Annotated in this window: 24 protein-coding genes; 13 read left to right on the top strand and 11 right to left on the bottom strand. The window is 43.5% G+C overall.

What is annotated here, in order from left to right; translation table 11 throughout:
• Nucleotides 1-8: 8 nt before the first annotated feature.
• The 5 genes from uppS to rpsB form a co-directional block, all read right to left on the bottom strand.
• Nucleotides 9-791: a polyprenyl diphosphate synthase gene (uppS, locus tag WA381_RS02055; RefSeq protein ID WP_014978552.1), complete on the bottom strand. Its 783-nt coding sequence runs from the start codon at nucleotides 789-791 to the stop codon at nucleotides 9-11.
• Between the two features lie 9 nt (nucleotides 792-800).
• Nucleotides 801-1358 carry a ribosome recycling factor gene (frr, locus tag WA381_RS02050; protein WP_014948555.1) on the bottom strand — a complete coding sequence of 186 codons (558 nt, stop codon included), beginning with the start codon at nucleotides 1356-1358 and terminating at the stop codon, nucleotides 801-803.
• 23 nt (nucleotides 1359-1381) lie between these two features.
• A complete protein-coding gene (gene pyrH, locus WA381_RS02045; RefSeq protein ID WP_014948554.1) occupies nucleotides 1382-2119 on the bottom strand; it encodes a UMP kinase in 738 nt (245 codons plus the stop codon).
• 237 nt (nucleotides 2120-2356) lie between these two features.
• A complete protein-coding gene (tsf, locus tag WA381_RS02040; protein ID WP_014978551.1) occupies nucleotides 2357-3229 on the bottom strand; it encodes a translation elongation factor Ts in 873 nt (290 codons plus the stop codon).
• 121 nt (nucleotides 3230-3350) lie between these two features.
• Nucleotides 3351-4082: a 30S ribosomal protein S2 gene (gene rpsB, locus WA381_RS02035; protein WP_014948552.1), complete on the bottom strand. Its 732-nt coding sequence runs from the start codon at nucleotides 4080-4082 to the stop codon at nucleotides 3351-3353.
• A 412-nt stretch (nucleotides 4083-4494) separates the two neighbouring features.
• On the opposite strand from rpsB, the gene map reads away from it, so the two are divergent.
• From map to dapD, 3 genes are all read left to right on the top strand, one after another.
• Nucleotides 4495-5289, top strand: a complete 795-nt coding sequence (gene map, locus WA381_RS02030) for a type I methionyl aminopeptidase (protein ID WP_014948551.1) — start codon at nucleotides 4495-4497, stop codon at nucleotides 5287-5289.
• 321 nt (nucleotides 5290-5610) lie between these two features.
• Nucleotides 5611-8262 carry a [protein-PII] uridylyltransferase gene (glnD, locus tag WA381_RS02025; RefSeq protein WP_039224764.1) on the top strand — a complete coding sequence of 884 codons (2652 nt, stop codon included), beginning with the start codon at nucleotides 5611-5613 and terminating at the stop codon, nucleotides 8260-8262.
• The gene (dapD, locus tag WA381_RS02020) at nucleotides 8259-9083 is read left to right on the top strand and encodes a 2,3,4,5-tetrahydropyridine-2,6-dicarboxylate N-succinyltransferase (protein WP_014948549.1); all 825 of its coding nucleotides are present in this window, start codon (nucleotides 8259-8261) and stop codon (nucleotides 9081-9083) included. Before glnD ends, dapD begins: the two co-directional genes overlap by 4 nt.
• A gap of 130 nt (nucleotides 9084-9213) precedes the next feature.
• Here dapD and WA381_RS02015 read toward each other — a convergent pair whose 3' ends face one another.
• The 3 genes from WA381_RS02015 to WA381_RS02005 all read right to left on the bottom strand — a co-directional run bounded on the left by WA381_RS02015 (nucleotide 9214) and on the right by WA381_RS02005 (nucleotide 10906).
• A complete protein-coding gene (locus tag WA381_RS02015; protein WP_061484989.1) occupies nucleotides 9214-9663 on the bottom strand; it encodes a flavodoxin in 450 nt (149 codons plus the stop codon).
• 66 nt (nucleotides 9664-9729) lie between these two features.
• Nucleotides 9730-10545, bottom strand: coding sequence for a tRNA pseudouridine(65) synthase TruC (gene truC / locus WA381_RS02010; protein ID WP_231506421.1), 816 nt, complete (start codon nucleotides 10543-10545; stop codon nucleotides 9730-9732).
• Nucleotides 10546-10561: 16 nt separating this feature from the next.
• Nucleotides 10562-10906, bottom strand: a complete 345-nt coding sequence (locus tag WA381_RS02005) for a YqcC family protein (protein WP_231506420.1) — start codon at nucleotides 10904-10906, stop codon at nucleotides 10562-10564.
• Nucleotides 10907-11116: 210 nt separating this feature from the next.
• Between WA381_RS02005 and WA381_RS02000 the strand changes: the two genes are divergently transcribed.
• From WA381_RS02000 to glgC, 5 genes are all read left to right on the top strand, one after another.
• Nucleotides 11117-12166, top strand: coding sequence for a DUF3549 family protein (locus tag WA381_RS02000; protein WP_156086045.1), 1050 nt, complete (start codon nucleotides 11117-11119; stop codon nucleotides 12164-12166).
• Nucleotides 12167-12469, top strand: coding sequence for a DUF3301 domain-containing protein (locus tag WA381_RS01995; protein ID WP_049585979.1), 303 nt, complete (start codon nucleotides 12167-12169; stop codon nucleotides 12467-12469).
• A 217-nt stretch (nucleotides 12470-12686) separates the two neighbouring features.
• Nucleotides 12687-13727 carry an IS481 family transposase gene (locus tag WA381_RS01990; protein WP_156086044.1) on the top strand — a complete coding sequence of 347 codons (1041 nt, stop codon included), beginning with the start codon at nucleotides 12687-12689 and terminating at the stop codon, nucleotides 13725-13727.
• Nucleotides 13728-15000: 1273 nt separating this feature from the next.
• Nucleotides 15001-15498, top strand: coding sequence for an Hsp20/alpha crystallin family protein (locus WA381_RS01985; protein WP_197044392.1), 498 nt, complete (start codon nucleotides 15001-15003; stop codon nucleotides 15496-15498).
• A gap of 40 nt (nucleotides 15499-15538) precedes the next feature.
• Complete coding sequence (gene glgC, locus WA381_RS01980; RefSeq protein WP_156086042.1) at nucleotides 15539-16912, top strand: glucose-1-phosphate adenylyltransferase; 1374 nt, start codon at nucleotides 15539-15541, stop codon at nucleotides 16910-16912.
• Between the two features lie 86 nt (nucleotides 16913-16998).
• On the opposite strand, the gene WA381_RS01975 is transcribed toward glgC, so the two are convergent.
• On the bottom strand, nucleotides 16999-17652 hold the full coding sequence (locus WA381_RS01975; protein ID WP_044556927.1) for a GNAT family N-acetyltransferase: 654 nt from the start codon (nucleotides 17650-17652) through the stop codon (nucleotides 16999-17001).
• A 221-nt stretch (nucleotides 17653-17873) separates the two neighbouring features.
• Nucleotides 17874-18239: a DUF3192 domain-containing protein gene (locus WA381_RS01970; RefSeq protein WP_014997556.1), complete on the bottom strand. Its 366-nt coding sequence runs from the start codon at nucleotides 18237-18239 to the stop codon at nucleotides 17874-17876.
• Nucleotides 18240-18540: 301 nt separating this feature from the next.
• Here WA381_RS01970 and WA381_RS01965 point away from each other — a divergent pair, with 301 nt between their 5' ends.
• Nucleotides 18541-18852 (top strand): hypothetical protein, encoded by a 312-nt coding sequence (locus WA381_RS01965; protein ID WP_049585976.1) that lies wholly within the window; start codon nucleotides 18541-18543, stop codon nucleotides 18850-18852.
• A 60-nt stretch (nucleotides 18853-18912) separates the two neighbouring features.
• Here WA381_RS01965 and syd read toward each other — a convergent pair whose 3' ends face one another.
• On the bottom strand, nucleotides 18913-19455 hold the full coding sequence (gene syd / locus WA381_RS01960; protein ID WP_156086041.1) for a SecY-interacting protein: 543 nt from the start codon (nucleotides 19453-19455) through the stop codon (nucleotides 18913-18915).
• Between the two features lie 146 nt (nucleotides 19456-19601).
• On the opposite strand from syd, the gene queF reads away from it, so the two are divergent.
• The 4 genes from queF (at nucleotide 19602) to WA381_RS01940 (ending at nucleotide 24046) form a co-directional block, all read left to right on the top strand.
• On the top strand, nucleotides 19602-20462 hold the full coding sequence (queF, locus tag WA381_RS01955) for an NADPH-dependent 7-cyano-7-deazaguanine reductase QueF (protein ID WP_156086040.1): 861 nt from the start codon (nucleotides 19602-19604) through the stop codon (nucleotides 20460-20462).
• A gap of 73 nt (nucleotides 20463-20535) precedes the next feature.
• Entirely contained in the window at nucleotides 20536-22092 is a 1557-nt protein-coding gene (locus WA381_RS01950; protein WP_156086039.1) for a diguanylate cyclase, read from the top strand.
• Between the two features lie 11 nt (nucleotides 22093-22103).
• Nucleotides 22104-23480: a nucleotide 5'-monophosphate nucleosidase PpnN gene (ppnN, locus tag WA381_RS01945; RefSeq protein WP_014948537.1), complete on the top strand. Its 1377-nt coding sequence runs from the start codon at nucleotides 22104-22106 to the stop codon at nucleotides 23478-23480.
• A 191-nt stretch (nucleotides 23481-23671) separates the two neighbouring features.
• Entirely contained in the window at nucleotides 23672-24046 is a 375-nt protein-coding gene (locus WA381_RS01940) for a DUF3192 domain-containing protein (protein ID WP_014948536.1), read from the top strand.
• Nucleotides 24047-24050 lie beyond the last annotated feature (4 nt).

Here is a 24050-nt window from a genome sequence, read left to right as displayed (position 1 = left end):
GTATGGTGTTAACCATCGGCTGTGACTACCTGTTCACCGGTTAAACCGAAGCGACGTTGGCGAACGTTAAAATCGTCTACGGCCAATTGAAACACGTCTTCGTTGAAGTCAGGCCATAGTACGTCGGTAAAGTACAACTCTGCATAGGCACATTGCCACAGCAAGAAGTTGCTAATACGGTGTTCGCCACCTGTGCGAATAAGAAGGTCTAACTCAGGAAGGTTAGCTGTTGAAATGTGCGCATTCAGTGCGTCTTCACAGATGCTTTCCACATCAAGTTCGCCGCTTTTCACTTGCGTAGCAAGCTGCTTAGCCGCGTTTACAATGTCCCATCTACCACCGTAATTTGCGGCGATATTCAAGACCAAATCTTTGTTGTCTTTGGTCATGTCTTCAGCTTTACGAATTTTTTCGACCAGCTTGGCATCAAACGCCTCAACATCACCAATAACCTGTAGACGTACACCATTTTTGTGTAGTCTTTTTGCTTCGCTATTGAGGACAAGATTGAACAGCTCCATTAAGACACTGACTTCTTCCTCTGGACGTTTCCAGTTCTCACTTGAAAACGCAAATAGCGTAAGTGATTCAATACCGTTTTGACGTGCAAAGCGCACAACAGAACGAACAGACTCTACCCCGGCTTTATGACCAAAGGTACGAATTTTCCCTTTCTTTTGCGCCCATCGACCATTGCCATCCATAATGATTGCAACGTGCTTCGGGCCAGCAGATTCTGCTGGCACCTCTGTTTTTGTCGATTTGGCTGCGCTTAAACGCTTTCCAATCATAATACTTACTTATACTTCCATTAGTTCTTTTTCTTTGTCAGCAAGCATGCTGTCAACTTTCTTAATGAAATCGTTAGTAATAGATTGAATGTTCTCTTCAGCAGCGCGGCTCTCATCTTCACTGATTTCTTTTTCTTTAAGAAGATCTTTGATGTCACCGTTCGCGTCACGACGGATGTTACGGATAGCGACACGACCACCTTCCGCTTCATTGCGAACAACGCGGATAAGGTCTTTACGACGCTCTTCAGTAAGAGGAGGAAGTGGAATACGAATTGAACCACCTGCACTCATTGGGTTTAAACCCAAATCAGACTGCATAATGGCTTTTTCTACCGCTTGAATGGCGCTTTTATCAAACACAGTTAACGCTAGAGTACGACTGTCTTCTGCAACGACGTTAGCCACTTGCTTTAGCGGCGTGTCTACGCCGTAATAAGGTACCATGATGCCATCTAGAAGGCTTGGATGCGCACGACCTGTGCGGATTTTGCTGAATTGGCCCTTAAGAGAAACTAGGCTTTTTTCCATGCGCTCTTGCGCATCTAATTCAATTTCATCAATCACGATTTGTATCCTATTGTTCTTAATTAATCGTTGTCAGCGTGGCGAATAACAGTACCTTCTTTTTCGCCCATCACAACACGCTTCAGGCAACCTGGCTTATTCATGTTGAATACGCGAATTGGCAAGCTGTGATCGCGCGCCAAAGTAAACGCTGACAAGTCCATCACTTTAAGTTCTTTTTCTAGTACTTCTTGATAAGTCAGTTCTTCGTAAAGCGTTGCTTCTGGATTTTTCACCGGATCATCGCTGTAAACACCATCAACTTTTGTCGCTTTCAATACCGCATCGGCTTCAATTTCGATACCGCGTAAACAAGCCGCTGAGTCTGTGGTGAAGAAAGGGTTGCCTGTACCGGCAGAGAAGATAACAACACGGCCTGACTTAAGAAGGCTAATGGCTTCTGCCCAGTTGTAGGCATCGCAAACACCGTTTAGCGGTATTGCTGACATCATTCGCGCATTTACGAATGCACGATGAAGCGCATCGCGCATGGCTAGGCCATTCATTACGGTAGCCAGCATTCCCATGTGATCGCCAACAACGCGGTTCATTCCCGCTTTTGCTAAGCCTTCGCCACGGAACAAGTTACCACCACCGATAACAAGACCAACTTGAACACCAAGTTCAACCAGCTCTTTAATTTCTTGTGCCATTCTATCTAGCACTTTAGGGTCTATGCCAAAGCCTTCCGCCCCCATTAGGGCTTCACCACTAAGCTTTAACAAAATGCGTCGGTATGCTGATTTTGGTGTGATACTCATAGTTTGAATTGTCCTCGTAAACCCGTTTTGTCCTATGTCTTTCGACAAGCCACTGTTGTAAAAAACATAGGACAAAGCGCTTTCGTTTGTCAGGCAGGCGCGTACTTAATCTCGCCTAGCTTCACACTTACGCATTGCAATGGCAACACTAAAGACGTTCAGCTATAAAAAAGCACCTCCTAAGAGGTGCTTTGTAGTTTATCTAACTATTGCTTAATGCAAAAGATAAACACTCAATTATTTCTTAGCAGCAGCCATTTGAGCAGCTACTTCAGCAGCGAAGTCTTCAGTCTTCTTCTCGATACCTTCACCAACTTCGAAACGTACGAAGTTGATTACGTCTGCGCTGTTGTTCTTAAGAAGCTCAGCAACAGAGATTGAAGGATCTTTAACGAAAGGCTGACCAGTCAAGCTCACTTCGCCAGTGAACTTCTTCATGCGGCCTGCAACCATTTTCTCAGCGATATCAGCTGGCTTACCAGACTGGATAGCGATTTCGATTTGGATTTCTTTCTCTTTCTCAACAACTTCTGCTGGAACGTTTTCAGGCTTAACGAACTGCGGGCTTGCAGCTGCAACGTGCATTGCAACGTCTTTCGCTAGCTCTTCGTCACCGCCAGTAAGGATAGAGATAACACCAATACGGCCGCCGTGTACATACGCGCCTAGTGTATCGCCTTCGACGTTGATAACGCGACGAGGAGAGATGTTTTCGCCGATTTTAGCAACAAGTGCGTCACGAACTTCGCTTACTTTAGAACCGTTAAGTTCTGCATCGTTAAGCGCATCGATGTCGTTGATGTTGTTAGCAGCAGCTACCTCTAGTAGCTCGTTACCAAACTTAAGGAAACCTTCGTCACGTGCTACGAAGTCAGTTTCACAGTTAAGTTCAAGCATAGTCGCACGACCTGCTTCAACCTTAGTAAGGATTACACCTTCAGCTGCGATACGGCCTGCTTTTTTAGCCGCTTTCGCTTGGCCTGATTTACGCATGTTTTCAATGGCTAACTCAATGTCACCATCCGTTTCAACCAGGGCTTTTTTACAATCCAGCATACCTGCGCCAGTACGTTCGCGCAGTTCTTTAACTAGTGCTGCAGTCACTGCCATTTTTCAATTCCTCAGCATTAAATATAAATTCGTTAGGTAAAAGGGGCGATGTCGCCCCTCTCAATACGTTTCGTATTGTAGTACTGCCATATTATTAAGATATGACAGTAAGCAATCAGAATTACTCTGCTGCTTCTACGAAGTCGTCTTGCTCAGCTTGTACTTCAAGGTTGCTTTCGCGACCTGAGTTGATAGCGTTTGCAGCAGCATCCAAGTAAAGTTGGATAGCGCGGATAGCATCGTCGTTACCAGGGATGATGTAATCAACACCGTCTGGGTTAGAGTTAGTATCAACAACACCAACAACAGGAATACCTAGGTTACGAGCTTCTGTTACAGCAATGTGCTCGTGATCTGCGTCGATAACAAAGATCGCGTCTGGAAGACCGCCCATGTCTTTGATACCGCCAAGGCTGTTTTCAAGCTTGTCCATTTCGCGCTGAAGCATAAGTGCTTCTTTCTTAGTTAGCTTCTCAAACGTACCGTCTTGGCTTTGCTGCTCAAGATCTTTAAGACGCTTGATTGACTGACGTACTGTTTTCCAGTTAGTCAGCATACCACCTAACCAACGCTTATTTACGTAGTACTGGTCGCACTTAAGAGCAGCATCTTTAACTGCTTCGCCAGCTGCGCGCTTAGTACCAACGAAAAGGATTTTACCTTTCTTAGACGCAACACCTGAAAGGTAGTTAAGTGCGTTGTTGAAAAGTGGAACCGTTTTTTCAAGGTTGATGATATGAACTTTGTTACGAGCGCCGAAGATGAAAGGCTTCATCTTTGGGTTCCAGTAACGAGTTTGGTGACCGAAATGCACACCTGCTTTCAGCATGTCACGCATAGAAACATTAGCCATTTTATTTTCCTCTTGGGGTTAGGCCTCCATATACCCCTTGTATCGATTCAGACCAACCTAAATTGAACTGAACACCCCGATACGAAGTGTCGGTATATGTGTGTTTTAATAAAATAAATTTACCCTCTAAAACGGTCCCAAATGCACGTGGCAAAATGAGCTTTCCGTCAGGGCGCGCGCTTTATACCACAATCCCACCTAACCCTCAAGTTTTGAGGGTAAAAAGCGACAATTTGAAGTATTTAGGTTAAAGAAAGTATAGAACCCTTAATGAACTCGCTTTCCACCTCTGCCTTTAGCAGATAAAAGCCAACAATATCATCACCTTACTAAGAATGACCTAAATAGTGTTATAATGCGTAAGTAATCAAAATTCTTCATCAAACTAGTTTCAAACGATTTGAGAGGCGCTGTGACAGCTATTATCAAAACCCCAGAAGAAATCGAAAAAATGCGCGTAGCCGGTAAATTGGCAGCCGAAGTGCTTACTATGATAGGGCCTTACGTAAAGAAAGGCGTTACCACTGATGAGCTAAATACTATTTGCCACGACTATATTGTAAATGAGCAAAAAGCGGTACCTGCGCCTTTAAACTACGGCCACCCGCCTTTTCCTAAATCTATCTGCACGTCAGTAAACCACTGTATTTGCCACGGTATTCCTTCTGATAAGAAACTGAAAGACGGCGACATCATTAATATCGACGTCACAGTTATTAAAGATGGCTATCATGGCGATACGTCAAAGATGTTTGTGGTGGGTAAGCCTTCTATCCTTGCAGAGCGCCTAATTCGCGTTACCCAAGAATGCTTATATAAAGCTATTGAGCAAGTGAAACCGGGTATGCGCCTTGGCGATATCGGTCATATTTGTCAAACCCACGCAGAAGCGCATAACTATTCAATAGTTCGTGAATACTGCGGCCACGGTATTGGCGCTAGTTTCCACGAAGAACCACAAATTGTTCACTACGGTAAGCCAGGTACAGGTGATGTGTTAGAGCCAGGTATGTGCTTTACCATCGAGCCTATGGTCAACGCAGGCAAGCGCTACTCAAAAGTGCTACCAGACCAATGGACTGTGGTAACTAAAGACAGAAGTTTAAGCGCCCAATGGGAGCACACCCTATTGGTCACTGAAACCGGCGTTGAGATTCTTACGCTTCGCGAAGAAGAAACCTTGGAACGCATCATTTCTCACGGATAAATCGACTTCGACAATATTGATAACGTTTCGAATAATCGCGTTAAAAATATGATTTCAGAAGATTGAGTCTATCGAATTATGCAAAGCAGCCGTTGAATTCGCGGCTGCTTTTTTATTGGCTCGTTAGCTCAAATTCCAACTATCAAAGTTCGGCATCGTGTGCCCACTCCCCTCATATTTACTGCGCTACACACCTATAACAAAAAACCATAAATATTCACAATTCAACCTAACTTATGCATTAATTTGCTACTGCGAACTACTAGCAATTCATGCTATTGTTCTTAGCGTCTAAAAAGAAGGCTATTTCAAAGGTGTATTTTGACGCTGCAATCACTGATAAAGAATATCGACACAATTAGCTCTGTTGATGAAATTCCCGCCATTAAATCGTGCGTGGAAGCCAGTTATGCCTGGATAACGGAGTCCTTCGACGCTACGCCGGTTAATCAACTCGTTACCGGTCGTGCACAGTTCGTCGATGCATTGCTTTGTCATCTTTGGCAACTTTATGGTTTAGATACCGTCGATGAATTATCGCTTTGCGCCGTTGGTGGTTACGGCCGTGGTCATCTGCAACCTCATTCAGACATCGATTTACTCATAGTTAGTAAAAAGAAACTTAAGCCCGATGTACAAGAAAAAATTGGCATGTTCATCACCCTTTTATGGGATATCAAATTAGATGTTGGCCAGTCAGTTCGCACTATCAAAGAAACGGTTAAGCTAGCAAAAGACGATATTACGATTGCGACCAATTTAGTGGAAAGCCGATTACTTTGCGGCAGTGAAGCCACCTTTGATAAATTGTGGGATGAAGTTAACGGTCGAAACTCATGGTCGAGCAAAGCGTTTTTCTCAGCCAAGTATGACGAGCAGAAAAAACGCCACGCCAAATTCAACGGTACCGCTTATAACCTTGAACCTAACATCAAAGAAAACCCCGGGTGTTTGCGTGATATTCAATCTATTGGCTGGGTCGCCAAAAAGCATTTTAAAGAATATGACGGCTGGAATTTAGTAGGCCACGGCTACTTTACAGAACAAGAGCACAGTGAATTAATTGCTTGTCGCATGCACCTTTGGAAAATGCGTTGTGCACTGCACCTGGTTGCAGGCAGAAGCGAAAACCGACTGCTGTTTGATTACCAACCTGACGTTGCAAAAATGATGGGGTATGGTGAAGAAGGTAAATCGTCTGTCGAAAAAATGATGCGGGACTTTTTCCGCACCGTAGCGCGGGTGTCTGAACTGAATCAAATGCTGCTTCAGCGCTTCAAGTACGACATGCTGAACCAAAGCGTTCAGAAAAGCGTGATCATAAACGAAGATTTCGAGCTGCTCGATAACATGATATCGCCACGACACGAAACCGTTTTCTCCTCTCCCGAAGCAATCTTGGACTTTCTGCATTTGGTGGCCAACACGCCAGAAGTACAAGGCCTCAGTACGATTTGCATACGTCAGCTGCGCAACGCTCACCGCGCTTTTGAAGCAGAATACTATGTTGAGCGCCCGCTGTGCCGCGAAAAATTCATGCGCTTAATGAAACAGCCTGAGTTCTTTGATTTTGCATGGGACATCATGCATCAATACGGCATTTTACAAGCTTATCTTCCTGAATGGGATGCCATTGTAGGTATGATGCAGTTCGATCTGTTTCACGCCTACACGGTGGACGAGCACACTCACCGGCTAGTGAAGCATGTTAACTACTTTTTCTCAAAGGCAAATAAAGATTTCCCGCGCTGCGGCAGAATTTGCAGAAACCTTGATAAACCAGAAGTGCTTTATATCGCTGCTATTTTCCACGATATCGCCAAAGGTAGAAATGGCGATCATTCCACGCTAGGGGCCCAGGATGTAGCAAAGTTCTGTCAGCAACACGATGTTCCCAGTGACGATGCTGAAATGATTGCATGGCTTGTAGAAAACCACCTACTGATGTCAGTGGTAGCCCAACGCCGTGATATTTATGACCCTGACGTTATAAGCGAGTTTGCTGGCGCAGTAAGAAGCCACAATCACCTTAATTTGCTTTATACGCTCACCCTTGCCGATATTCGTGCCACCAATGACAATCTTTGGAACGACTGGAAAGCATCTTTACTTCGCGAATTATATTTAATGACGCAAAAGGCATTGGATAATGGGCTACAGTGTCAAGTAACATTGAACGAGCGAGTAACTACTCACAAACACCAAGCAAGGCAAATTTTGCAAGAGCGCGCTATTGAGCCTGTTGCTATTGATGCATTGTGGGCCCGCCTGGACGACGATTACTTTGTTCGCTTTAAGCCTACTCAAATCGCGTGGCATACTGACGAAATTATTAAAGCTCAGAATGAATGGCTTACACCAGAGCACGATGGCCTGTTAGTAAAAGCAAATGACAACAGTGCGAAAGGTGGCACTGAGGTGTTTGTTTACGGCAAAGATAGAAAAGCATTGTTTGCGCAAGTCGCGTCAGTGCTGGACAGTCGCAACTGTTCAATTCACGACGCCCACGTTACCGTGACCAGAGATGGCTATGTGTTCGATAGCATGCTTATTCTTGAAAATGACGGCAGTCGTATAAGCTCAGAGTCTCGCATTGCGTCCATTGAAAATGCTATTTCTGCCCAACTTGAAAAGCCGGGGCGTTCGCACGAAAATAAGCGTAAATTGCCTCGGCAAATGAAACAACTTGACGTGCCTACTAAGGTACGCTTTTTCAATATCAACGATGAAGCCACGCTTATTGAGTTAGAAGCCCTAGACGCTCCGGGCATTTTAGCTAAAATTGGTCACGCATTCGTTGATACTAATATGACGCTTAAGCTTGCGAAAATTGCCACCATTGGCGAGCGAGCCGAAGATATTTTTATCGTCAGCAATGAGGCTGGCAAAGCATTAACCCAAGAACAACAGGTGAACCTTAAAAAGCGTATCCTGTTCAAACTCGACCAACTTGAAGATATCACAATACCATGAATGAATTGAAAGCCATCATTGAAGACGCCTTCGAAAATCGCGATAGCATTAGCCCTTCATCTGCACCTGATGAAGTAAGAGATGCAGTAGCACAAGCTATTGACCTTTTAAACACAGGTAAAGCGCGCGTTGCAGAAAAAATTGCTGGCGAATGGGTAGTACATCAATGGCTTAAAAAAGCTGTTCTACTTTTCTTCCGTCTTCACAACAACGATGTGATTGAAGGCGCCGAAAGTAAATTTTATGACAAAGTACCGCTTAAGTATACAAACTATACTGCTGAACAGTTTGCGGCTGACGGCGCGCGTATTGTTCCACCAGCAGCGGTACGTACAGGTACATTCGTAGGCAAGAACGCGGTTGTTATGCCTTCTTACGTAAACATTGGTGCGTTTGTTGACGAAGGTACTATGGTTGATACATGGGCGACCGTAGGCTCGTGTGCGCAAATTGGTAAGAATGTTCACCTTTCTGGTGGCGTGGGCATTGGTGGCGTATTAGAACCGCTTCAAGCAAACCCTACAATTATTGAAGACAACTGCTTTATCGGCGCCCGTTCTGAAATTGTAGAAGGCGTGATTGTTGAAGAAGGTTCTGTTATTTCAATGGGCGTTTACATCGGTCAGAGCACGCGTATTTATGACCGCGAAACCGGTGAAGTTCACTATGGCCGTGTACCAGCAGGTTCAGTAGTCGTGGCGGGTAACCTGCCAAGCGCAGACGGTAAATACAGCCTTTACGCCGCTATCATCGTGAAGAAAGTAGATGCGAAGACCCGCGCGAAAGTAGGTATCAACGCGCTACTTCGAGGCGTAGAATAAGCAGTATTTCTGGCTTATCGCTAACGGCTCGGGTTAATTTCAATTAGCCGAGCCACATGCTGAAAGACTCACAAATTAAAAGAGGCGCTTATGCGCCTCTTTCTTTTCGTAATCACCACACTTCTAAGACTTAAGCCAACAGCTTATCTTTAATGGTGTTAACCCACTCTACTACGTCTTTTTCGGGCTCTAGGGTTTCAATCGCGTCAACCTCTAACATATCGGCAACTGCGTTACCTTGTAGCTCGGTCAGTAACGCTTGAAACTGTTTACCCGCACCACAGAAACTATCGCCATAGCTGCTATCGCCTAGGGCTGCCACCGCGAATGGCTTGCCGGTTAGCATAGGCGATTCGTCTTTCAGATCTGAAAACACAAACTCAAGGTTTGGTGGTACATCGCCCTGCCCTGTTGTAGAGGTAATGATCAAAAGTGCGTCAGCATCAGTAAAATCTGCAACCGACGGGTCGCTTTCTAGTGAGCAATCCACGCCCTGTTCAGCTAAGTTCTCTTCCACCTGCTCAGCTACGTGTTGCGCATTGCCGTAAACTGTACCCGCAATAATTTTCAATGTTGCCATTTTTACCTCTTAAACCAATGATCGTCGCCTTTTTCGACAGGCGGAAATTCTTACTATTTTATCAACCTAAATGCAAAACGGCGCTAATTTTTCGAGCCATAGTCGCATTTCACTGTGCATCTGTGAATTAATCGTTACCCACTTTCCAGTGATAGGATGAGAAAAGCCCATTTGAGTACAACTTAAGGCCAAATTGTTAAAATTAAAGTGCTGCTTGGCGAATTTGTTTTGTTTGCCGTCCCCGTGGGTCGTGTCGCCGATAATGGGGTGACGAATATGAACCATGTGCCGACGAAGCTGATGTTTACGACCGGTACTAGGAGAAAGCTTAACTAGCGAATATCGTGCACTTTGGTATTTGCCCACAGGCTCAGGCACTTCGAATTTTGCCACTGACTGATACATAGTTGATGCAGGTTGTGGCGGCTGCTGCGGGCGCTTATGCTTGTCTGCAATTTTGTCGTAACGGTATTTTAGGGCGTAATCGATATATCCGGTATGGTGCACAAAACCGCGAACTATAGCGTGATACGTTTTTATTACCTGCTTGTCCATCATCTGCTGCCCAAGCTTTGCAGCAATTTCTGAGCTAAAGCTAAACACCAGCACACCTGACGTGGGTCGGTCTAATCGGTGAGCTGGGTATACGTGCTGGCCTATTTGGTCTCTAAGTGTCTGTACTGCGAACACCGTTTCATGTCTATCAATCGGGCTTCTGTGTACTAGTAGGCCAGGCGGCTTCTCAATCGCGATGATATGTTCATCTTGGTACAGCACAGGTAAATGAAGAGCATTAACGCTATCTTCCTCACCAACGTCTACCTTTCCTATTGTTTGCTCATCTGAATGCACAGTTAATTGGCCTTTTAAATCGTTCTGCATAGTGCGTTGTGTTTACTCACCCAATGTCTCCATTGGCAATATTATCAATAACTTGAAGCTGGGACAGAGTGCGCTGATGCGCCGATGACAGATATATTTCTGCTGCGGGCGCAATTTGCATGGGTGGTAAAGGCATTTCCTGTTTCAACAAAATGCGCATTTTGGGTATAAAAATAAAAGCCAACCAACTCTCAAACGCTAAACAGTCGACCGCAAAAGGAACCGCACTTTCCATAGCATTATTTAGGTCTTGTTCCGAAGGCTCTTCATTTGGCCAAATACCATCCTGATACATGTCTGTTTCTAATTGTATCAATGCTTTACTTAATGCTATGTGATGAGTGCTATTCGTTTTAATCACATCCTCTCCGCAATTCAAAAACGCTTCTATTTCGAAGCGCGCAGTATATCAGGGGCTAAAGGTCAACATAAGTCCGCGTGTCTTATCGTTGAATTTCTTCTGCTGTGATACCATTACCCGTCTTTGTTGGCGGTATCTCATCGATGTGCCCCTTTGAATAGATGTGACAGCCTGGCAAATTTTGATTAAAGCAGTATTTTGGAACGAGTTATGAGCGCTAACGGTATTAATTCTATCAGCGAGTTTTTGTTACATGCAGGCACTGAATATCAGGTTTTTGATTTAGGTCGTCGCCTTGAACCCACCGATAGTCAAACCTTTCTAGAAATAGAAAACGGCAGTGCTTACGCGCCCTACCCTCGTCAGCAGCATGCGTGGTTCGGCATCGTCTTTTGGAATAAAAATGCCTCCACGCAACACTATATTTGGTTTGTGAAACTGCCGCTTGATGAGCAAGGCTTAGTGGTGGCCGCAGCAAGAAATCATTTTCTAGAGATCATAGTTGATGCACTTGGTCAGTCTGTTGCTGAAGATACTGAAAACGCGCAAACTTTGCCTGATAATCCTTATTCGTTTGTTCCCAATCAATCGCAGCTCGCTCAATTTAACGCATTAGTTAAACGCACCCTAAACCAACCTTTAAGTGAAGAGTCGCAGAAAGTTGAGGCCTACATTCAAGCCCCGCAACTTGTTGATTGGCAGCAAATATCCATGCAGAGCGTGGCCGACTTTGTACATAGCCTAAGCCATCACCCCAAACAAGATGTATTAGCGCAGGCAATTAAAAACAACACCTCACTTTACTCGGACGTTTTCCTTAACACATTGATGGAAATGAGTGAAAGCGTTTCTCTGCCTGAAAATTTATTAGCGGCGTATTTGGATGAGATAGATAAAAGTGACGAAATCAATTTAGCGGCGTTAAGAGGCACGTCAGAGGGTACCTTTAACCCGACCATTAACAACAAACTACTCGAACTATTAAAAAGCGAAAAGTCGCAGAGACTTGATATTTTAAGCGTTATTGCAGCACGTCATTTCGAGCAAATGGAACCACTACTGCTTAGTGCCTTTTTAGAGCAGGCGGCAAACGTTGATGAAAAAGAGGGTCATAAGGGCGCCTTATTCGCAGGCTTCTTTTCAGATTTAGTACAAGTCCCGAAGTTACGCAGACAAGTGCTAACACTCCTGCATTCCAAAGCCAACCCTCAGATTCTCAGCAATGCATTTCAACAATTGTTTGCACAAGCGAGAAAGTAAATGACGTTACTTGAGTTAGTGGTGTGGATGGTTATTGGGTTTACTGGCTATCAGTTTTGGCGCATTCGAGCCATTTCTGAGCAAACAAACACTTACCTAAAGCAATACTGCGATAAACACGGTTTACAATTGCTGAGTGTGGCAAGAGCTAAAACACGATTTTCATTCAAATATGGAAAGCCTGACTGGCACAGTGTATTCAACTTTGAGTTTTCGAGTAATGGTGAGGATCGATATACTGGGGAAGTTGAATTGATAGGTGTAAGGGTTATGCGAACAGAGGTGCCGCCGCATAGAGTTTAAGCTTCTATGTCAAAAAAGCGTGAGCGGTTCTTAATTCACCATTCAGGTCAGGTTTTACATAACAAATGCATACGGATTGGTAATAAACAACGCAAAAAAAAGGGGAACCTAGCTGAATTAGTCTCGACTTAATCTGACACTTCTTCTTGAAAAGATGAGAGTTACCCGTTTTGATAAAGGTGTCGAATCTTTAATCAAAACAAAATAGGTAACTCTCATGTTGCATACTAACAATCCAATCATTAAACACAAAGCAGGTTTGCTTAATCTCGCCGAAGAACTCGGAAATGTATCAAGGGCGTGTAAAGTCATGGGCGTTTCGCGTGATACTTTTTACCGTTATCAAGAACTTGTTGAGGATGGTGGAATCGACTCGTTAATCGATAAAAGTCGCAGAGCACCTAATCTTAAGAACCGCGTTGATGAAGTAACAGAACAAGCTGTTATTGATTACGCTATCGAGTTTCCAGCGCACGGCCAGCACAGAACGAGCAATGAGCTTAGAAAGAGAAGTATATTTGTTTCTGGCAGTGGCGTTAGATCTATTTGGCTTCGTCATGACTTGGAGAACTTCAAAAAGCGCTTGAGAGCACTGGAAGATAAAGTCGCTAGTGATGGCATAATCCTCTCGGACTCGCAGATTGCCGCGTTAGAGAAAAAGAAGAATGATGACGAGGCTTGTGGCGAGATAGAAACCCTCCACCCAGGCTACTTAGGCTCGCAAGATACGTTTTATGTTGGAAACTTGAAAGGTGTAGGCCGTATCTATCAGCAAACCTTCATCGATACATACAGTAAGGTCGCCTTCGCCAAACTCTACACTACCAAGACGCCAATAACGGCCGCTGATGCTCTCAATGATAAGGTACTACCGTATTTCGAGCAGCATGACTTACCTATGCTTAGAATACTTACCGATCGTGGTACTGAGTATTGTGGGAAGGTAGAGCACCATGATTACCAGCTTTACCTTGCGATAAACGATATCGACCACACGAAAACTAAAGCGATGTCACCACAAACTAATGGAATCTGCGAACGCTTCCACAAAACGATATTGAATGAGTTCTATCAAGTAACCTTCCGCAAAAAACTCTATGCTTCGTTAGAAGAGCTTCAAAAAGATCTGGACGTGTGGATGGATTACTACAACAATGAAAGAACTCATCAGGGCAAAATGTGCTGTGGTAGAACGCCACTGGAAACATTAATCGATGGGAAACAGGCTTGGGCTGAGAAGAATCTAGCTCAAATCTAATCTGACAGCGGCACCTTGAAAATCGGGTAACTGTCAGATCAAGTCTGAGCTAGTACAACCTAGCGGCTCCCCTTTTTCCTGGAATTTTGAGTATCCTTCTCCGCGATCCTTTGCGACTAAAATCTTCCCGATTAAAATCCGTATACGCCCCTTTCCATCTACTCTCGCGCCTTCCTGTGCGAGCTACACTTCCATGCGTAGGTCCCTTTCCTTTTTTCCTAAATTACTGCACATCCTACATGCAGTGTTCCTCATCCTGAGGCTGTCCTTGTCAGGCTCCGCTGACGATCCCTTCCTTCGTTCCATTTTTCGCTGCACATCCTGCTACAGCTTTGCTAATCCTTTAGCATGTCCTTCTTTCATCCTTGGTTTGCTCGTCCATGCAAACTAGAAATTCCTTGATGGCTCTCCTGCCGTTGGCTCCTTGCCTCTAGCTCCTTGCTAGCTTTAGTCCCTTTATCCCTGCAACGTCCTGTTTGTGATGTCCTATCACGTTTCTCGTCCTTGAATTCCTTTATTCCCTATCAAATCCGTTTTCAACGTCCGTTTAATGCAGCATCCTATCTGCTTTCCCTTCCCTTTACTCACTGCCTTGTGAGAGTCTCATCCTTAAGTTGTCCTAACTTATTCCGTTGATGATTCCTTACTCAATCCGTGACTCGTCGTGTTTCCTTGTGACATGTTCATAGTATCCCTTCCAATTATTACCGCCATATTGAATTACAGGGATTTAAGAAAGTTTTTTGTACGACTTTCGACTACTTTTAAAAATATGCAATAGAATCAAAGACTTTATACTTTAGTATAATTTTTTCTTTCAGAATTTAGGTAAGATCACTCACAGCGTTTGTAGGAAATGTCTTACAAGCGAATGAGGCAAAAATGCATTTTTGTAAATATGCTAGGAAACGAGAGGACAACCAAGAAAGCGTTAACAAAGTTTACCTACATCTTGAGTTACTTTGAAAGCTAAGCTTGTGACTACAAGTTTAATGGACGGTACTTTTCCTCAATGGCATAGCAATGCAGACGACATATTAGTTATAAGCATATAAGAGCGAATATCTAATCGTGCTCCGTTTACGCTTGTCTAAAGCGCGGTGAAAATTTGCAATACCTTTTCCACTATCGATTAAAAAATAAACTATTCTTATATTGACTGGGATCAATATCATTAGCGATTAAATCTTGTTAACTATTAGCAGCTGATAAGTCAAAGCTTAGGTAGTTCGGCTCACCATAATCTACTTATTATTGCGATAGGAGACTTATTATGAGTAATTTACCCATAACTAATCGTTCCAGTGACAGTAAATCAAACAGCTTCTTGTCTAGCTTCTTTGGACAAAAGGCCCTTGATAACTTCTTTCAAGATTTTTCTAGTCATTTTCCCTTTTCAAAAGAGTTCTCCGGTCTTATAGACACCAAACTAGATTTCGTTACGCCCAAGGTCGATATTGTTGAGCGTAAAAAAAGCTATGAATTGACTGCGGAATTACCGGGGTTAGAGAGTAAGGACATAAAACTATCGCTGTCAGACGACATTCTCACTATAAGCGGGGAGAAGAAGTATGAAAGCGATGAAGATAAAGAAGACAACATACACGTGATGGAACGTAGTTACGGCAGTTTTCAGCGTAGTTTCAGGTTACCTGTGAGCGTAGAGCAAGATGCTATTAACGCAAATTTTAAGAAAGGAGTACTCAAGATACTTCTTCCTAAATCGGCTAAAGCACAGGAATTACAGCGTAAGATTGAGATAACAGACTAGATACAAATAGCGCCAGGGACGGCTGAATTCGGAGCCTGATATGAATGCTGAAACAGATATTTACCAGATAATGAAAGATACCTTAGTTTTAGTCTTGGCCGGTGGCCAGGGCTCAAGGTTGAAAGAATTAACCAAAATGCGCGCTAAGCCTGTACTAGAGTTTGGGAGCCACTGTCGTATTATAGATTTTCCATTATCGAACTGTGTTAATTCAGGTCTAAAGCAAATTGCCGTGCTGACTCAGTATAAGTCACAGTGTTTAATTCGCCATTTGATGCAGCATTGGAGCCCGTTGAACAACAGCTTTGGCGGTCGATTGGATATTTTAGCGGCATCACAACAACGGTCTGAAAGCTGGTATCAGGGAACGGCAGACGCGTGCTATCAGAACATGGGTTATATTAAGTCGGTGGCTCCGAAATACGTTTTGATTCTTTCAGGAGATCATGTCTATAACATGGACTACCGTAAACTCTTAACTACCCATGTGAAGAGTAATGCTGAAATGACAGTGTCATGCATCGAAGTGCCTACTGAGTTAGCCGTGAATCAGTTGGGGGTGTTAAAGGTTGATTGCAATAGTCAAATTACCGCATTTGATGAGAAGCCCCGCGTTCCCCATGCACTGGTCGATGCTCCTGACTATTGTTTGGCTTCCATGGGTAATTATGTAGTTAACGCTGATGTATTGTTCAAATTACTCACCGAAGATGCTGGCTCGCTTAACTCTGAGCATGATTTCGGCAAAGACGTCATCCCTTCAATTATTGCTCAGCATCGAGTTTTCGCTCATCGCTTTCGTAGCCCCAATGGTGCGCAAATTCCCTATTGGCGAGATGTGGGCACCTTGGACAGCTATTGGCAAGCTCATATGGACTTGCTGAATAACTCAAGTTTATTAAACCTATCCGATCCCACGTGGCCTATTTGGGGAAGCTCTTTTTCACGGGCGCCCACCGAAATTACTAATGGTAACCACTCGACCTGCTGTGAACTTAAACAAGTATTAGTGGGTTCAGGCTGTAAGTTAAACAGTTGCTCTGTGAGTCAGTCAGTTTTGTCATCAAATGTTAGTATTGGCACAGGGTCAATAATAGATAAAAGCGTGTTGCTACCCGAGGTAAATGTAGGCAGTGAAGCCAAGTTAGCTAATGTAATTGTTGATAAAGGGGTAAACATCTCGCCTAACTTCGTAATTGCTGATACCGCTATAGCAAAACAACAAGGCTTCACAGTTACCCGAGAAGGTGTCATTTTAGTCACTCAAAAAGTTATCGATCGAATCAACGGCTCGTTAGCGGATATCGATAATATACAAAGATTTATGAAATCGAGTTATACCGGCCCTTTACCGGCGAGAATTGTAACTCCGAAAAGTCACGAGTTCCGCGATTACGTACTGTCCGAAAGGTAAACAGTGTTTTGTTTAATGCGTTCAATTCTGAACGCATTAAATTAGACCCCATTTTAGAACCTCAGTATAGGTGTCCTGGCAATATACTAGTTTTGTTTTTTCCTAAACATTATATCGCCGTCTATATGTGACAAATGAAGTTGACTAACGATTTGATAATTGTCGTCGTTAAAGAAGTGACGATGGGAAGGCACGGTGACAAAAACCGCGATGCCTTCGCTTTTGGCGTCTTCTTCTACAACGCTGTCAATTGCACCTAATAAAATATGTCCAAGACCATGGTGCTGATAATCAGGATGTACTGCGATAAAGCTCAACATATGGAAATTGTCGGCGGGTACTAAGGCGCGTACTTTTTCTTCTTTTTCTAACATTTGCTTAGTACCAAATAATCCGGCCGTCAAAAGCATTCGCAATCTCCAATGCCAGTAACGTCCTGAACCAAATGCCGCATCGGGTGCGGTTAAACACGCCACAGCGATAAGCCTGTCGTCATCAAACAGACCTATCATGGGTTGTTCTGCAACCCAGAATGCGTTGAGTTCTTCGCGAATCGCGGAACGAAGGCGGCTTTCATAGCCTTCTTTCTCTGCTTGAAAAATGTCGATGAAAAGGGGGTCGTCTACGTATGCATTGTAAAGAATGGAGGCAGCAACTTTCAGGTCATCAACAGATAAGTAGATAGCTTTAACCGTATCTTGCAAGGGGGCTATTGCGTTATTAATCGCATCGGTATTCATCAGGGGCTCCTTGTACGCAAAGTTGTTAGTTGCAAATGCCCATTCAAATAAGATGGGCAAGGTGGATAAAAATGCGGCCGCATTTAACATTGCGCCAACCACCTCACAAGCTGTTCAAACTTTAGCCTACTCGAAAACCCCTCACATGTTAACTTTTTATTAACATTTAAAAGTAAAGATAAATTCTGCTTTTATATTTAGTCACTAAAATTGAAGCGTGTTTAGTGCATCAAGCTATAGGCGCTGTCACCCCAACCTACCAAATTGCCGTTTCTGAAAACTAATGGGGTGCACTCGTCTTTTGTAGTTATACCGTCGCCCATTGTTTTTTGAGTACGGTAGTAAAGTACGCGATAAGTGCCGTCTTGCTTTTCGAACAATTCGTTAAAGTCAGCAACACCCATTTTTCTCAGCACAGTTTCGTAGCTTGTCCCTGTCTCAAGATTCGCAATGTGTTTGCGATTATTAAACTCTCTATCTTCCCAATCGGCACCATAGTGACTATCTGACCCTCCACCTACAGATACCACACAGCCTGAAAGTAAAACTGAAGATGCTAAAGCTAAAGAAAGAAGAACCGTTTTCATGTGTATTCCTTAAATTATGTGTGTTGTTTTTATTTGATACTACGTCTACTTTGTGAACCGACACTGAATAGACATAAATACGCGAGAAAAGTAACCATTGTATGCACAAGTGATAACGTAATTTAGGACTGAATAAACAAGAATAAGGCCAAAATATAAGATACTGATATTTATATAAATTATAGTTTCACCAGTATTGAACTCTTAAAAAAAAGTAGTGAGATAAGTAACTTATTAGTGAAATTGACTATACACACAAGCTACACTGCTAACTTTGACGACATTGAATCATTTTCGAATTATGAGTAATTCTAATTTACAGCAGCTCCATATTTTATGCCTTCAAATGCATAAAGAAGGTAAAACACCGTCGGTGGGGATTTTACGTGCTAGGGCTCCTTTTAAAGTATCGGTAACCGAAGCCATTGAGGCAATTAAGCGATTTAACGCGCATAAACCTAAATTAGATGTGCCAAGCGAAAAAGAAGACTCGCAACAAAATTCAACTAATAGCGCGGGGCAAGTTAGTAGTCTGCAAGCACGAGTAGAGACGTTAGAAAAAGAAGTGGCAGAACTAAAACGTGTGCTAAATGAGGTAATTAGCGCAAAGTAGTAATGACTTTTGCCGGCAGGCTACTTTATACCTGCCAGACAATGTAATTAAATAAACAGCTTACATAGTGGGCGTAAGTTGCTCCAAAAATGCCGCAAGAGACGGAGCAAGAATTTGAGAAGGCTCTTTACCTACCTGCTCGAGTGCAACTTCACCGCTTTCATTGACAACCGTTAAGATAAAATCTTCTTCATCAGTCAACCCAAAGAACAACGTTGGCGCTTGCCCCAGCCTCTGCTTCATTAGCAAATGGCCAATCAAGTTCTGTTGTAGTCGCTCAAAGTCTTCGCTATTGAAAACTTGTAGAAGCTCGCAGCGACCTTGAGGGGCGGCAGCCCTTAAATTATCGCTGTAGTAACGAGTGAAGTATTCACAGTATTCTGGATTTAGCTTTAGCGATAGCGCCTCTTCAACGTTATTGAAAGACTGCGGGGGCGACTGCAGTGTTGGTGTCCATCTAACAAACTCCCCATCTTGCGCCGTCTTTTCATAGCACGGCGAGGGCCACTCGCTATCATATACGATCTTTAACCCTTCTCCCTTGGTGTGTTCGACATAAGATGATACAAATTTATCTAATTGTGCGGAAATTGTTAGAGCCATTATGACGTTACCTGCGTATTTTTGGGGTACACTATACAACTAAACAGTTAAGTCAATACTGGGGTTGTTTCGACTATACTGCACGACATTAGTTCGCCACTGCAGTTCTCTTATTCAAACCCCACGTAGATGGATAAAAGGTTCACATGTCGACTGACAATTCACCTCAAAAAATTACTATCACTGCACCTGATGACCTCTCTTTGGGTAAACAGGTTGACTACGAATTTGAATATAACCCCGGCTTGTTGCAAGGCGTCCCGCGCAGTTTAAGCCGCGACACATTGGATCTCGCTAACTCTAGTCTACCTTTCGACGGTATAGATACCTGGACTGGATACGAACTTTCTTGGCTTAATTTAAAAGGTAAGCCCAATGTTGCTATTTTAGAATGCCATGTCCCTATCACCTCAGAAAACTTAATTGAATCAAAATCATTTAAGCTCTATTTAAATAGCTTCAATCAGACAAAGTTTGCCTCGGCAGAGGACGTACGACAGGTGCTACAGGCTGATTTATCAGCATGTGCAGGCGAGACTATTGAGGTAAAGCTAATTCTTCCCGAGCAGTTTACCTCTTTGCAATTTAAAGAATTTGAAGGGACATTGTTAGATAGTCTTGATGTAGAAATCGAACAATACTCCCCCAACACCCAGTTTTTAGCTCTGGCTAAGAGTGGTGCAGAAGTAAAAGAGACGCTTATTTCCCACTTACTTAAATCTAATTGTTTAATCACAAGTCAGCCAGATTGGGCTAGTATTCAAATTAGGTATGAAGGAAAAGCTATTGAACATGAAGGGCTTTTGAAATATCTGATTAGCTTTAGGCAACACAATGAGTTCCATGAGCAGTGTGTTGAGCGCATCTACAACGACATAATGCAACATTGTCAGCCAGATAAGTTAACGGTGTGCGCTCGTTATACACGAAGAGGCGGTTTAGACATCAACCCCTTCCGTTCGAATTATGAAGCGCCTTATGCCAATCATCGTCAAGCACGTCAGTAATATTACGGTGAAGTACACCCCTAAAGCTAACACAGCCGCGGCGGTAACAGTGAATTAGAACTAAGACGAGATTATGGAAGCAAAACAACTACAAACTTTAAAACAAAATAATGCGCTTCTTTGCCAGTTTATTGTGAAGCTCTCAGCATTTTACGAGGGCTTCTCCGATAAAATAGATACTGAACTCAAGGTATTGCGTGGCCATCTATCTGGCACACCAAATTTCAGCCTAGCGGCGGTCAGTATTGAAAAGCTTAATAAATCTCTACAGCACCAAGAAATAACTCTGAGAAAATACAGCGTTGATACTGTATCTTCGCTAGAAGATGCGATGAAACAGCTGCAGAAAATTGTATTTGAAGATACTGAATTAAAAGGGTTAACCACGCAGGAATTGATTAAGCTAAATCAACCTGTAGGTGATATCTTCAGTATTTATAAACTTTACTCAAAAGCCATTGCGCTTCACCGCATTGCGCTTAACAAGAAAATGGTTGGACTTGAGCCATCTGAAAACACAGAAACTAAGTCCACCAACAATGAAAGCACATCGGCTCGTTCGATTAAAGATGATAACCCTCACTACCGTTCTATTTTGGTTGAGCTTAATCACCTTATTGCTTCTTATGCGCAAAAAAAACCTAACGATCAGCAACTCAATGATATAAAGCAACGTCTTGATGAAGGCATGGATGAAGACCAGCTGCTTAAAAGCTGCGTTGTAATTTTGCGCATGATCGTTCAAGACGCTATGTCAGAGGCGAGCTTAACAGGAAAAGTGATTCAGAGTCTGCACCGTTCATTAGGTGAAGTGAGTAGCGACGTCAGCAATACGATCCAAGGCAGCCAAGCCCAGTTCGAGCAGCGCCAAGCTGGTAATGAGCAACTTAAACGTGACATTATTCACATCGAAGAAGCCGTATCGGAAAGCAGTTCTCTAGAAGCACTTAAGGAGCAGACACAGTTTCGCGTAGAAAAGCTTGTGACTACGTTAAGCGAGCAACAAAGCAACGATCAGCAAGGTCAAGAAGCGCTAATGGCACTGCTCTCCTCTATGCAATCGCGAATAGATACACTTCAGCAGCAAACCAGCGTCTATAAAAAGAAGCTGGCCGAACAAGCAATGCAAAGCCGCACCGACCCCCTCACTCGGCTTCCAAACAGGCAGGCGTATAATGAGAGACTAGAAGCTGCTTTCACTAAATTTAAAGAAAATGGTGACTTGCTTGCGGTCGCCGTTGTGGATATTGATCATTTTAAGTCAATCAACGATAGATTCGGGCACGCAGCAGGCGATAAAACCCTTCAGGTAGTGAGTAAATTCTTAAAACAAAGCTTGTCCGAAAATGATTTTATTGCCAGGTGGGGAGGAGAAGAGTTTGTAATGCTACTGCCTCAGGCGCAGATGGCAGATATAGATAAAAAGCTTAATGAAGTTAGAACTAAACTTGCTGCAATGCCGTTTAAATTCAAGCAAGAAAAAGTAAAAATCACCGCATCTTTTGGCGCAACCTGTTTCAATGACAATGATACTACTGAAACTGTGTTTGAACGCGCCGATGAGTACCTCTATAAAGCAAAACGAAACGGCCGCAACCTCGTAGTCACTGATTTAAGCACTGACTTATAGGAAGTAAAAATATGAAGAAAGTGCAGCTTAACCCTGTTGGCTGGATGAGCCAGCTATCACAAGTAGAAGTTTCTCGTCTTCAAGACGCCACCAACAGCGAGCTCTTTGCTATGTTCAGAAACTGTTGCCTAGCAGTATTGAACAGCGGCGTTGACGAAGACAATTTCGAAGCACTTTTTGCTCCTTATGAAAATTTTGAAATAAAACTCATTCGTCGTGAACGGGGCGTAAAAATAGAACTCGTGAACCCTCCTGAAGTGGCTTTCGTTGACGAAAAACTCGTTCGTGGTGTACACGAACATCTATTTGCGGTCCTTCGCGACCTGCTTTATATGGGTAACAAGTACGCATTTCTTCACCAAACCGCACCGGCTGAAGGTAACGACATCACAGACATGGTGTTTGACATGCTACGCCACGCTAAAGCGCTTGAAGGGAACGATGGCGTAAACACAATTGTCTGCTGGGGCGGCCATTCCATTAATCAAGTTGAGTACAAATACACGAAAGAAGTGGGCTATCAGCTCGGCTTGCGCGACATGAATATTTGCACAGGATGTGGGCCTGGAGCGATGAAGGGTCCAATGAAGGGCGCCACCATCGGCCATGCAAAGCAACGCCACAAGACAGGCCGTTACATTGGCATCTCTGAGCCGAGTATTATTGCCGCCGAGCCGCCCAACGCCATTGTCAACGAGCTCATTATCATGCCTGATATTGAAAAGCGTTTAGAAGCGTTTGTTAGACTCGGACATGGCATTATCGTGTTTCCAGGCGGTGTAGGCACTGCCGAAGAATTACTTTATCTGCTTGGCATTTTGATGAATGAACGCAATGCGCAGCAACCTTTTCCTTTCATTCTAACAGGGCCAGCTGGTAGCGAAGAATACTTTGAAGCCATAGACGCCTTTGTTGGTGCAACACTGGGGCCAGAAGCACAGTCAAAATATCAAATCATTGTGGATGACCCAGAAGAAGTAGCACGCACCATGAATAAACACCTTGAAAAAGTGAAGAAGTTCAGAGGTGCGATGGGTGACGCATTCAGCTTTAATTGGTCATTAAAAATTGAACAAGACTTTCAACAGCCCTTTATTCCAACGCATGAGAGTATGGCCGACCTTCAACTGCACTTAGATCAAAGTAAAAGTGATCTAGCGGCCAATTTGCGCAAAGCGTTTTCAGGCATTGTTGCGGGTAACGTAAAAGCAGAAGGCATTGCTCAGATCAAAAAACATGGTCCGTTTGAGCTCACCGGTGATAGTACACTGATGGAGAAGGTTGATACACTACTCGAGTCGTTTGTAAAACAGCATAGAATGAAGCTGCCTGGTAGCGCGTACGAACCATGTTACGTTGTAAAGAACGATAAGAGAAACAGCGAATAACACGAGACCGTGGCAAGACGCATTTGCTTACGTTTACTACTTATGTTTAGTAGTCGTTTTGCGGTACACTATTAGAGAGTATTGTTTAACGAATGAATGTAGTGCACATTTAGCCTATGCTCGGCTCCCGAACAATGTCGGGCTTTGGCTTGCAGTAGCATTCAAGTAAAGAAAAACGAGAAGTAACGGTCATGAATACCAAGGTTATTCGTCTAATTTTAGCTGGCATCGCCCTTTATGCGGTGTTTGTTTTTATGGTTATCGCGTTCTATCCCGATAAGCCTGAGAATATGGATTGGAAAGACCGTGAAGAATATAACCGTGTCCAAATAACCAAGTTAAAGTTAGGCAGTACAAGAGAAGAAGTTTTGGCGTTACTGGGCTCACCTGACATTACAGAAGCCAAGCGACAGGGTGCCACAGCTATTCAAGTTATGTTTTTTAGGACACAACATGTGCGCGCTGACGGCTTAACCACGCAAGATGAATGTACACCGTTGCTTTTTGAAAACGACAAACTTATTGCATGGGGTGAAGGGGCTTACTCCAGTTACCAAAAAAGTTAGAAGG

The sequence above is a fragment of the Alteromonas sp. CH_MED4-4 genome, from assembly GCF_037029575.1.
In the GTDB taxonomy this organism is placed as follows: Bacteria; Pseudomonadota; Gammaproteobacteria; order Enterobacterales; family Alteromonadaceae; genus Alteromonas; species Alteromonas macleodii.
Note: the sequence above shows the minus strand (reverse complement) of the source record. Positions and strands in the feature narration are given on the sequence as shown.